Origin of the sequence: Thiorhodococcus drewsii AZ1, assembly GCF_000224065.1 — a bacterium.
GTDB lineage: Bacteria > Pseudomonadota > Gammaproteobacteria > Chromatiales > Chromatiaceae > Imhoffiella > Imhoffiella drewsii.
The window spans coordinates 19,775-30,869 of sequence record NZ_AFWT01000052.1; the positions used below are offsets into that span (position 1 = coordinate 19,775).

Here is an 11,095-nt window from a genome sequence, read left to right on the forward strand (position 1 = left end):
CGGCGCTCATCTTGTGCCACCGGGTTGTCTCGCAATCATCCTTGTTGGATCCGCCGATCCTTGCGGTGTCATGCAAACCGATATAGGTTTTTCCCATTCCAACGTCAGCCCGGTGACCTCTTCATGGCCAATGCGTCCACCAGCCTCATGGTCCGCCTCGATACGGACAGCAAGACGTTCGTCGCACGGGCGGCGGAGTTGCGTCATGTCAGCGTGAGCGACTATGTCCGCTCTGTCGTCGTCGCCCAGGCGCGTCGTGAAGTCCAGGCCGCGGAGCAGCAGGTCATCGCCCTGACACCAGCCGAACAGCAGGCGTTTTGGCAGGCGCTGCAGGAACCCACGGCCCTCACGTCGGCACAGCAGGAACTCGGCGCACTGATGCGCGGAGAATGAGCGAGGTCCGTTTTCTCCCGGCTCGATCGCCTTGTCTGCACCGTAGAAAGCGTCGCATCCGGCAGGACGCTTCAAAGAGGCCGATGGCTATCCTCAGGAACTGGCTCGGGTCCGAGGAATCGCGGACAACGGAAGAAATAGTGGAATGGGTTCCGGCCGATTGTGCAGGGCCCCTTCCAGCAGGTCGAATGGCTCGAAGCCATAACGCCGATAGAAGGACTGTGCCTCGGGCTTGGCATCGACCACGACACCGATGCAGCCTATCTCCTCGGAGGTTCGGCGAGCGAGTTCCAAGGCGAAACGCAGCAGGGCCTTGCCGATTCCACACCCGTGAGCCTGCTCGGCAACGGCAAGTCGAGCGACGCGGATCACCGGCAACGGATAGTGCGGAAGTCGGCGACGGCGCTCTTGCGGAAGGGCTTCGATCTCGATTTCGGAGGGTGCGACCGTCACGAAACCGAGGATTCGGGCCTCGGCAAGGGCGATGTAGGTGACGCCGAGGTGATGTCGAAACTGATTCTGACCCGCGAACCGGTGGAAGAACCGATCCAGATCCGGATTCCCACTGGTGAATTGGCGTCGATCGTCGCCCGGCTCCAATCGCCGAATCCGAAGATTCATGAACCCTCGCTGGCCTGAACATCTCCTGGATCGGCGAACAGTGCCTGCATGGCCTGGTTCGGGGGCTCGTTGGATGCCAGTCGCTCCAGTAGCCTGTCCCCGGTTTTCTGTTCGACGACGAGCCGCGGCGGGATCAGCATATCGTCCGGGATTTCACTGACTGCCTGGAGGTGGTGCAGGAGCGCCTGCTCGATCACGAATCCCTTCTTCAGCCCACGCGCTCGGACATAGCGTTCGAGACGATCGCGCGTTTCGGGGGAAATGTTCGCCGAGATCTGGGTCATATGAGCCTAGCTACGTTCTCTATGAAATTGTAGGAAAGTCTAGCATCGAAAGAGATGGCAAAGCTGGAGAGACGCAGACGCCGGTTCGCCTCTTGCCCGCAGACAGCTGCCCAGTTGCCATTGACCGACACATGGATCGACTGTTTGCGGATGTCGAAGACAGACTCGGTACGCCAGCCGGCGTTCGTTGCCGGCGTGACGAATCCTCCGATTCAGACGCCCGGCCCGGAAGACGCCATGTCCTTCCGGGCCAGGGATTCAGAACAGATAGCTCACCCCGATGCCGAGGGTTCGCCCGCGTCCCGGATAGCCGATGCGGCTGTAGCCCCCGGTCATGTAGTTTTCGAGGTAATAGCCGAACAGGTCGTATTCCTGGTCGAGCAGATTCTTGGCCCAGAGGTAGACCTCCATGCCCTTCTCCTCCAGGCCGACCCGCAGGTCGAGCTTGTTGTAGGACGACAGCTCGTAGATATTCCAGGCCGAGGCCGCTCTCGAGCCGACATAATTGTTCGTCAGATCGGCCTTCAGGGTGGGGCTGCTGAGTCCGAGGAAGGCGGGGAGCGGCTTGATGTAATTGAGGGACAGGGTGGCCGCCCATTTCGGCACCTCGGGCATCTCGTTGCCATCCTCGATGCCGCTGGCGCTGGTGCCGCCCTCAACCTTGATTTCGGTGTCCAGGTAGGTCACGGACGCGCGGAGGGTCAGTTCGTCCGTGGCGCGCCAGAGTCCCTCGAGTTCCACGCCCTTGCTTTCCGTATCGTGGTTTTCCGCCGAGGCGGTGTTGGTCGCATAGTCGTAGAGCAATACGTGATCGTCCTTCACGTCATTGAGGAAGACGGCGCCATTGAGGCCGAAGCGCCCGTCCGCGCTCTCGAACTTGAAGCCTGTTTCGTAGGTATCGATGGATGCCGACTTGTATGCCTCGTCCGTGCCGCCCATGGCGAACATGTTGGCGAAGTCGACGAAGCCGCCGCTTTTGTGGCCGCGTGAATACATGGCGTAGAGATTCGTGTCCGGGGTGAGTTCATAGCCCACCGCGACACGTCCGGTCATGTAGTCGTCGCTGAAGGTGTCGGAGTCCCACGCCTCCCCGAACGATCCGCCATAGTAGGCATTGGGGACCCAGTGCGCATCGACGTCCTTGTCCTCCCAGGTGTAACGCGCCCCGAGCGTGAACTTCAGACGCTCGAACCTTGGCATAGGAATGGTCGTTTCGCCGAAGATCGCGGTTGCATCCGTGGTGAAGTCGCGATCCATGTCGCCGTTGTAGACATCGGTCGGATCGGTCAGGTTGTAGCTGTCGTGCGTGTCCCAGGTGTGCTCGCTGCGATAGTAGTTGGCACCCGCCACCCAGAAGATTCTCGCGCTTTCTCGGGACGAGAGACGAATCTCCTCGTTCCAGAGGGTCTGGTCGGATTCAGTCGTGATCCTGGCATCGAATGGCATGCCGTATGCCTCTCGCATGCTCAGGCCTTCGTATGGATTAGAGGTGCCTTCGATACTGGCATTCGAATAGGCACTGAGGATCGTCAGGACCATATCCTCGAATTCATGAGTGAATTCGGCGGTGAAGCGGACCGCCTCGTTTTCATCCGAGCGAATGTCCGGATCCTGTTCGGCCTTGGCCGTGTCGCCATACGGATAGAGCACATAGTTGAGATCGCCATCGCGCTGGTCCGAATAGCTGGCGGTGAGCAACAGGCTGGTCGCCTCGGTCGGTTCCCACAGCAGCGATCCACGCGCGGTCTGCGCGCGCGGTTCGGTGACCGGATCGCCGGTCTCGAGATTCGACACATTGCTGTCGATGTGCGAGGCCCGCACGGCGATTCGGCCGCTCAGGGTTTCGGTCAGTGGGCCGCCGACGGCGCCTTCGGTCATGTAATGGTTGTCCTCGCCGATCTCGCCGCGAATGTAGCCCTCGAGCCAACGGGTCGGGAGCCGGGTCCTGATGTTGATGGCGCCGGCCTCCGAGTTGCGGCCGAACAGGGTGCCCTGCGGGCCCTTCAGCACCTCCACCTGATCCACGTCCAGCAGACTCATGGTGGCATTGGTGGCCGACAGGGGCAGGCCGTCCAGATTGATGAGGACGGCGGTGTCGTCGATGCTGGTTCTCTGGATCGAGCCGATGCCCCGGATCCGGATATTGCGTTCGCCCAAGCCCATGTTCGAGACGAAATCCACGCCCGGGGTCTGCTCGATCAACTGGTCGAGCGACTGCAGACGCCGGTCCTCGATTTCCTCGCTGGTGACGGTGGTGACACTGAAGGGCACGTCCTTCGCCATCTCCTTCGATCGGCGTGCGGTGACCATCAGGGTGTCGAGCGTCACGGCTGCGGTTTCGGCGTCGGCATCGTCCTCGCTGTTCGCGTCGGCAGCGGCCAGGCCGGGTATTCCCAGGCACAGGCTCGTGGTCAGTGCGAGTGCGGCCGGGCGCAGGCGAAAGCCTGCGTGCCAGGGCAGAAGCCTTGGGTCTGCGAGGTCAGGGATTCCTCTGATGATCATGCTGGGTTCCTTATCTGAGGTTGACGATGTCGGGTGGCGTTCCTGTTTGCGCTCGGTCGCTGTATCGCGGGCAGGTGAGCTGGCGGATTCGGCGGTTCCGGTCGCGCCGGCGGCAGAGGCAGGCAACAGGGGACGCGCCGGCCTCCGATCTCGCGGTCGATACGCTCGGTCGGGAGGCCGAACAGGCGCTCGGTGAGGGCCGAGTCGACCACCTCGTCCGGGGTCCCGTCGGCCAGGATGCGTCCGTCGCGCATGGCCAGCAGCCGGTCGGCGTACTGGCAGGCCTGGTTGAGGTCGTGCAGCACCATGACGATGGTCCGGCCGTGGCGGCGGTGCAGCTCAGCGAGCAGCTCGAGCAGCTCCACCTGGTGTCCCATGTCCATGTAGGTCGTGGGCTCGTCGAGCAGCAGGATCTCGGCCTGCTGGGCCAGGGTCATCGCCAGCCAGACGCGCTGACGCTCGCCGCCGGAGAGTGTGGCGAAGCGCCGCTCGCGCAGATGGCCGATGCTGGTGGCGCCGAGGGCCCAGTCCACCACCTCCAGATCCCGAGCGGTGGCGCCGCCCAGCAGGCCCTGGTGGGGATAGCGTCCGTGGCCGACCAGCTGGCTCACGCGGATGTCGTCCGGGGCCGATGGGCTCTGGGGCAGGCTTGCGAGCCGGCGCGCCAGGGCCTTGGGTGCCCAGTCGGCGAGTGGGCGCGCGTCGAGCCGGATCTCGCCCCGGGCCGGACGCAGCAGACCGCCGAGGGCCTTGAGCAGCGTCGACTTGCCGCAGCCGTTGGGGCCGACCAGACAGGTGATTCGACCGGGCTCCAGGTGCAGCTCGGGGATGTCGACGATGGTGCGCTGGCCATAGGCCAGCCGCAGTCCGGTGGCGTGCAGACTCATGGATGCGTCCTCGTGCGGCGCTGGAGCAGGAGCAGGAAGATCGGGATGCCGATCAGGGAGGTGAGCGCCCCGACCGGCAGCTCCTGCGAGACGGTCAGGGTGCGCGCGGCGATGTCGGCGCCGAGCGTCAGCAGGGCGCCGCACAGCAGGGTGGTGATCAGCAGGCGGCCCATGTCGCCGCCGACCAGCCGACGCGCCAGATGGGGCACGACCAGACCGACGAATCCCACCGGGCCGGCGACCGCCGTGGCACTGGCGGCGAGCATGACGGCCACGCCGAGCGCGATCAGGCGCCAGCGGCGTACCGGCAGACCCAGCGACTGGGCGGTCTCGTCCTCGAAGCGCAGCAGTGAGAGCGGACGCAGCAGCAGGGCCGCCGCGCTCAACCCGATCAGCGTCCAGGGCAGCAACAGCAGCAGATGCTCGAAGTCGCGTCCGTAGAGACTGCCCGCCAGCCAGATCAGGGCGATCTCGGTACGGGCACCGCCCCAGACCACGACCACCCACATGACCAGGGCGTTCAGCACCGCGCCGACGGCGACGCCGTTGAGGGCCAGTCGCACCGGGCTGACACGTTCGCCCCAGGACAGCCCGAGCACCAGGCCGGCGGCGCCCAGACCGCCGACGAGCGCGGCGAACGGCAGCCAGGCGAGCGAGATCTCGGTGCTGGCGTTGTGCAGCAGCCCGGCGTTGAGCAGGTCGCCGAGCAGCAGCACCGTGACCACCAGCAGGCTGGCGCCGCTGGAGATGCCGACGATGCCGGGATCCCCGAGCGGATTGCGGATCACCGCCTGCAGGATCAGCCCGGATACGGCGAGATGCAGCCCGACCAGCACGGCGAGCAGGGTCCGGGGTAGGCGCAGTCCCCAGACGAGCCGGTGCCCGAGCGCGTCCGGGTCCGAGCCGATCAGCCCCTGGTAGACGGCGTCCGGGTCCAGATGGACGGAGCCGGCGAGCAGAGACAGCGCCATGGTCGCCGCGAGCGCCAGGCACAGGGCGGCGAGGATCCAGCGGAAGCCGTCGCGCGCGGGCGCGACGGGCGCCGGATCCGGGCGGCTCGGGACGGCGAGGGCGGACGGGGAGCGCACGGACATCTCAGGTCCCCTGCCGGCGGATGAGGTGGACCGGCAGCGGTCCGCCGACGAGCACGCAGAGGATGCCGACCGGGATCTCCTGCCACTTGGCGATCAGATCCGCGCCGCAGACCAGGCTGGCCCCGGCCAGGGCGGACAGCGGGAGCAGCGTCCGGTGGGTCGTCCGCTCGCCGGCCAGGGTCAGACCCGAGCGCACCAGGTGCGGCGCGACCAGGCCGACGAAGGCGATCGGCCCGGTGGCGGCGACGGTCGCCGCGCTCAGCACCACGGCGGTCAGACCCAGGAGCAGGCGCCAGCGCGTCACCTGCAGCCCGAGCGAGGTCAGCATCGTCTCGTCGAGCGCCAGCAGATCGAGGATACGCGCGCAGGCCAGCCCAAGGGCGAGTCCACCGAGCACCCAGGCCCAGAGCATGCCCACATGCTCCCAGGTGCGATTGGCGAGGCTGCCGCTCAGCCAGTAATAGATGCCGTTGGCCTCGGTCTGGGAGGAGACCAGCACCAGGGTGATGGCGGACAGGAAGAAGAGGTTGACGCTCATGCCGACCAGCGTCAGCTGCAGCGGCTCGAGCCGCGTGCGCAGTCCGATCGCGAAGGTCAGCAGGGCGGCGAACAGACCGCCGAGGGTGCCGCAGGCCAGCATCGCGGGCGTCGAGAGACGGGCGAAGGCCATGCAGAGCACCATGGCGAAGGCGGCGCCGGCGGTGACGCCCAACAGGCCCGGCTCGCCGAGCGGGTTGCGGGTGATCGACTGGGCGATGGCACCGGCCATGCCCAGTGCGGCGCCGGCCAGCAGGCCGGTGAGCAGGCGCGGCAGACGCAGCTCATGGACCACGAAGGCCGCGTTCGAGTCGCCGCCATGCCAGAGGATGCCGGGCAGTGCCTCCAGTGGAATCCGGTAGTCGCCGAGACTCAGGGCAGCCGCGGTCGCCAGGGTCAGCACCCCCAGACAGAGCAGCCCGAGCAACAGCGGGGCGCTGGGCGCAGCGGGGGGAGCCCAGCCGAGTGGGAGTCGCCACGACATGGCCGACGACTTAGTTCGCGACGTTCAGCGGAACGGCGCGCGCGGCCGACGGAATGTCCTCCGGTTCGGGGAAGGTCTCCGGATAGAGCAGGTGTGCCATCTCGCGCAGCACCATCTCCCGCGCCAGGGGGCCGTGCGACATGATGTATTGGTCGTTCACCCGCCAGGCCCGGCCGTTGCGGACCGCCTTCAGCCGCGACCAGACCGGGTTGGCGGCGACGGGGCCGTCCTGTCCCTTGAAGACGAGGATGACGTCGGGGTCGAGACGCAACAGGGTCTCGAGTCCGATGGCGGCCGAGTCCGGCATCTCCAGCTCCGGCGTGGGGCTCTGGCCCTGGACGTTGGTCGCGCCGAGGTGTCCCATGATCCGGGTGGTGAGATAGTGATCGTAGAAGGCATAGGGCACGTCGGCCCAATCCCAGAGTAAGACGGCCGTGACGCCGCCCGGCGCCTTGGTCCCGAAGGTCTCCAGGTCGGACAGGAAGCGGGCGTTGAGTGCCTGGCCCCGGTCCTCCTCGCCGAGTGCCCGGGAGACGCGCTCGACCGCGCTCAGCGAGTCCTCGAGCGTGGTCAGGTCGAGGGCGATGAAGGTCCCGGCCTCCTCGATCTTCTTCTCGAAGGGCTGGGTGTAGGTGCGCAGCCCGACGATGAGGTCGGGCGCGAGCTGGGTGAGCACCTCGAGATTGGCCTGGTGGATCTCGCCCAGATTCACCGCGCCGGCGGCCGCGTCGCCGAGGAAGGCGGACTGCTTGCCGTTGAGGGTCGAGAGTCCGGCCACTTGCCCCCCCAGGGCGGTGACCAGATCGGCGCCGAAGGTGGAGATGGCGGCAACACTTTCAGGGCGTTGCTCGATGACGACCTGCTTGCCGCGGTCGTCGAGGATCTCGACCGGAAAGGCATCGGCCCAGGTCGGAGCGATCTGGCAGGCGCCTAGGGTCAGGGCGGCCACCAGTAGGGCAGGCAAGGAAGGGGCGGAGGGATGGATCATGATGGCACTCTAAATAAAAACGCATCTTGATCGCATTATTTGGCGCGCCGGGGTGGCGCGCTACCCGGATCGGTCGGAACGGGTGCGCGAGGTCGAGACCGATTCGGGTCGTCGAGCGTCGATGATGGAGGGCGGACTGGATCCCGAAAGCGATCTGGCCGGGGTGCGTGGGTGCCTCACCGTCTTGCATCCCGAGAGTTCGGATGATAAAAACACTCCTATTGATAGTGATTCTTATTTCTTTTGTGACCTTGCGATGTATCCTGACTCCGAGCCCGAGGCGCTCGTTTCCCCGCCTTCGGATCCTTCGGTCGTCTCCTTGCAGCCCGGTTTTCTGGTGTGTCATACCTCGGCCCGGGATTTGGATGCCGTCGATCGTGTCCGCGAGTTCGCCGGCGACTGCGAATTCCTGCACCTCAATTGCCAGCTCGACGGCCGTTTCGAGGGCTCCGTGGGGCCTTATTCGCTGTCTTATGCCAAGGGCGACCTGAGCTTGGGGTTTTCGTCGGGGGAAACCTTCAGGGTCCGGCACTGCGCGCGCTTTCGGAATCTCGCCGTGATGTTGACGCCTCGGGTTCTGGAGTCCTTGGCGGGTGAGGAGGCCGCATCCGTTCTCGGCAAGACCGAGGCGCAGGATTTCTTTCTGCGTCATGCCGGCGTCTGTCGCAAGGCCTGGCAGTCGGCCTCGGTCGTCGCCGACTTGATGGCGACCGATCCAGGCCACCGATTGCTGTTTCAGTCGGCCACGCTGGAATTTCTGCACTGGCATCTGGCTGCCTTTCGAGGCCGGGCAGGGACCAAGTCCCTCTCGCACCGAGACTGTCTGCGGCTGGAGGATGCGCGCAACCTGTTACTCCAGGATTTGGCTTCACCTCCGACCATCGCCGATCTGGCCCGTGCGCTCGGGATGAGTCAGTTCAAGCTCAAGGACGGATTCAAGAGACGCTTTGGCTGCGGCATTTACGAACTCTTCCAGCGGCAACGGATGCAGGAGGCGCGACGCCTGCTGCAACATCACAACGTCACCGAAACGGCGGTCTTGTTGGGTTACACCAACATCAGCCACTTCAGCGCGGCCTTTCGCAAGCAATTCGGTCTATTGCCAAGCCGGGTGCGCGGGACAGGCTCAGGGTCTTCGCTCGGCGTTTAGGCCGCGACACACTCATCCAGCCACCGCAGCAGCGACTTGTACCGCTGTGCCTCGCGGGAGCTGGGCTTGCAGATGGAGATGTGCTCTTCATCCAGGGGGACGGCGACCTCGTTGGGCAGGCCGAGCTCGGTGCTGGTGGCGTCGACGGCTGTCGGGCAGAACCTCAGCGGGGTTGGCGGTTGGGGCAAGGGGACTGGGCGGTCTGACGCTGTCGTTGGTCACCGCGATCGGTGTAGGTCGGGTTAGCGCAGCGTAACCCGACGTTGGCGGTGCATGAGGCGTTGATTGTCGGGTTACGCTGGCGCTAACCCGACCTACGGGTTTGGCTGGGGCCAGGTTGCGGCGGTGGCCTCGGCATCCTCCAACTCCGGCAGCCGTCGGCCGTAGCCGTGTTTCTCGATCAGGCGGCGGGCCTCGGCCAGCGCCGCGCGGTCTTGGAAGAGGCGGGCGCGGGTGAGGGCGCAGTCGGCGAGGTGTAGGGCCATGCCGCCGCGGGCGGCGATGCGCTGGGCCTCGTCGAGGTCGGCGCGGGCGGCGTCAGGCATGCCCAGGGCGTGGCGGAGCCAGGCACGGGTGAGGAGGCCGCGGGGGATATACATCTGGTCTCTGGCGGCGCGCAGGCGGTCGAGTGCATGCTCGCTGAGCTCCCGGGTCTCGGGGCCGGGCGGGCGGCCCTGGAGGCGGTCAGCGTAGAGGGCGCAGCGGGCGAGGGTGAGGTGGTCGAGGGCGATGTTGAGCAGTCCCAGATGGCGCTCAGCAACCTCCAGCATCTGCCCCGCCCGCCGCGCCACCGCATCGCAGACCCCCACCCGATCCGGATCGACCCCCGTCCCCGCATCATCCGCGCCGAGCCAGGCGGCTTGCTCGGCCCCGGCCAGGAGCAGGTCGCCATACTTGAAGCCCGGGAGAGAGTAGAGGAGCGGGTACTGGGGCTGCCACTCCGCCTGCAGTCGCTCGGCCTCGGCGAAGGCGTCCAGGGCCTCCCGGGTCTCGCCCTGTTGGTGCAGGGCGTCCGCCAGGGTGGTGCGACTGACCATGCGCAGGAAGGCATCGCCGCTGCGGTCGGCGTGCTCCACCGCGTGGCGGGCGTCCGCCACCGCCTCCGCGACCCGGCCCAGGCTGAGCTGGAGCTCGCTCAGGTTGCTGTAGACGCGGGCGGCGTATTGCCATTCCTCCTGTCTCACGTACAACTCTGCCCCGGCCCGCATGGGCTCCAGGGCCTCCGCGAGCCTGCCCAGGGCGCGCAGTTGGATGGCCGTTTCGTTGAGCAGCCAGGCCTGGTCAGGCTCGCTCAGCTCCGGGGCCGGGCGGCGCCAGGGCTCGGCGAAGAAGCAGGTGACGGCACCCAGGTTGGCGCCGAAGGCCCCGAGCTTCCTCCAGCTGTAGAAGCCGTCGTTCCCCGTGCCGCGCAGGATGCGGTCGTCATAGACCTCGTCGAAGGTTTCCTGCCGCAACCCCGCCAGGCAGCCGTGGGCGACGGCCTGGTAGAGCGGCTGGAGCCCGTCGAGCCCGTCCGGGCGGTGGGGGACGCACCCCTTGAGCCAGGCATAGAGCCGCCGGTGGCCCTCGCGCCAGGCGTCGGGGTCGCGGGTCTTGAGCGACTCGGCCAGGTGCTCGCGCACCAGGGGATGGGCGTCCAGGGCGCCGCTGTCGCCGGGCGGTTCGATGAGGCCGGCCTCTGCCAGCTGGCTCAGGGTGATGCGCCAATCGGTCTCGGCGATGGGGTCGGTTCGGCGCTTGAAGCGGCCGAGCATGCCCTTGGGGCGCTCGAAGAGCGGCTCGGTGAGGCCGCGAATGGGTGGCGCTGTTCTCAGGGCGCTCAGCGCTCCGGCGCTGGCGGGCCGGTCGAAGAGGCCGAGCAGCCGCAGCGCGGACAGGCATCTGGCCCCTTGCTCGCCGCCCGCCGCGAGCCAGTGCTCGTAGGCGGCTACGACCCGGAAGGCGTGGCCGCCGGTGGCCTCGTTCGCCTTCGCGAAGTCGACTTGGTCCCGCTGGCGGATGTCGCCGCCGTGGGCGAGGCGCAGATAGCGCCCGAGGAGCGAGAGGGTCAGTGCATGGCCGCGGACCTCGCGGCTCGCCGCGATCAGCTCCGGGTCGTCGGCGGGGATGGGCGCGGCCCCGGCGCGGGTGGCGCCGTGCCTGTGGAGCAGGCAGG

11 protein-coding genes are annotated in these 11,095 nt (G+C 66.8%); 2 read left to right on the forward strand and 9 right to left on the reverse strand.

Translation table 11 applies throughout. From position 1 onward, the window contains the following. The first annotated feature begins 123 nt into the window (after window positions 1–123). A complete protein-coding gene (locus tag THIDRDRAFT_RS21195) occupies window positions 124–393 on the forward strand; it encodes a type II toxin -antitoxin system TacA 1-like antitoxin (protein WP_007042975.1) in 270 nt (89 codons plus the stop codon). Between the two features lie 93 nt (window positions 394–486). Here THIDRDRAFT_RS21195 and THIDRDRAFT_RS21200 read toward each other — a convergent pair whose 3' ends face one another. The 7 genes from THIDRDRAFT_RS21200 to THIDRDRAFT_RS21230 all read right to left on the reverse strand — a co-directional run bounded on the left by THIDRDRAFT_RS21200 (window position 487) and on the right by THIDRDRAFT_RS21230 (window position 7,790). Continuing rightward, window positions 487–1,014, reverse strand: coding sequence for a GNAT family N-acetyltransferase (locus THIDRDRAFT_RS21200; RefSeq protein ID WP_007042976.1), 528 nt, complete (start codon window positions 1,012–1,014; stop codon window positions 487–489). Further along, a complete protein-coding gene (locus THIDRDRAFT_RS21205) occupies window positions 1,011–1,298 on the reverse strand; it encodes a ribbon-helix-helix domain-containing protein (RefSeq protein ID WP_007042977.1) in 288 nt (95 codons plus the stop codon). Before THIDRDRAFT_RS21205 ends, THIDRDRAFT_RS21200 begins: the two co-directional genes overlap by 4 nt. A gap of 258 nt (window positions 1,299–1,556) precedes the next feature. Further along, the gene (locus THIDRDRAFT_RS21210; protein ID WP_007042978.1) at window positions 1,557–3,800 is read right to left on the reverse strand and encodes a TonB-dependent receptor; all 2,244 of its coding nucleotides are present in this window, start codon (window positions 3,798–3,800) and stop codon (window positions 1,557–1,559) included. Beyond that, a complete protein-coding gene (locus THIDRDRAFT_RS21215) occupies window positions 3,797–4,687 on the reverse strand; it encodes an ABC transporter ATP-binding protein (RefSeq protein ID WP_007042979.1) in 891 nt (296 codons plus the stop codon). The genes THIDRDRAFT_RS21210 and THIDRDRAFT_RS21215 overlap by 4 nt, the downstream gene beginning before the upstream one ends. After that, the gene (locus THIDRDRAFT_RS21220) at window positions 4,684–5,781 is read right to left on the reverse strand and encodes a FecCD family ABC transporter permease (RefSeq protein WP_007042980.1); all 1,098 of its coding nucleotides are present in this window, start codon (window positions 5,779–5,781) and stop codon (window positions 4,684–4,686) included. Before THIDRDRAFT_RS21220 ends, THIDRDRAFT_RS21215 begins: the two co-directional genes overlap by 4 nt. A gap of 1 nt (window position 5,782) precedes the next feature. Further along, complete coding sequence (locus THIDRDRAFT_RS21225) at window positions 5,783–6,802, reverse strand: FecCD family ABC transporter permease (protein ID WP_007042981.1); 1,020 nt, start codon at window positions 6,800–6,802, stop codon at window positions 5,783–5,785. Window positions 6,803–6,812: 10 nt separating this feature from the next. After that, on the reverse strand, window positions 6,813–7,790 hold the full coding sequence (locus THIDRDRAFT_RS21230) for an ABC transporter substrate-binding protein (protein WP_007042982.1): 978 nt from the start codon (window positions 7,788–7,790) through the stop codon (window positions 6,813–6,815). A gap of 256 nt (window positions 7,791–8,046) precedes the next feature. Here THIDRDRAFT_RS21230 and THIDRDRAFT_RS21235 point away from each other — a divergent pair, with 256 nt between their 5' ends. Continuing rightward, window positions 8,047–8,940: a helix-turn-helix transcriptional regulator gene (locus tag THIDRDRAFT_RS21235; protein ID WP_040845710.1), complete on the forward strand. Its 894-nt coding sequence runs from the start codon at window positions 8,047–8,049 to the stop codon at window positions 8,938–8,940. Here the strand turns inward: THIDRDRAFT_RS21235 and THIDRDRAFT_RS21240 are convergent. Together THIDRDRAFT_RS21240 and THIDRDRAFT_RS21245 are read right to left on the reverse strand one after the other, a co-directional pair. Further along, window positions 8,937–9,128 carry a hypothetical protein gene (locus THIDRDRAFT_RS21240; RefSeq protein WP_040845704.1) on the reverse strand — a complete coding sequence of 64 codons (192 nt, stop codon included), beginning with the start codon at window positions 9,126–9,128 and terminating at the stop codon, window positions 8,937–8,939. The genes THIDRDRAFT_RS21235 and THIDRDRAFT_RS21240 overlap by 4 nt on opposite strands. 126 nt (window positions 9,129–9,254) lie before the next feature. Next, window positions 9,255–11,095 (reverse strand): tetratricopeptide repeat protein (locus THIDRDRAFT_RS21245; RefSeq protein WP_007042984.1); only part of this gene is annotated, 1,841 nt, incomplete at its 5' end.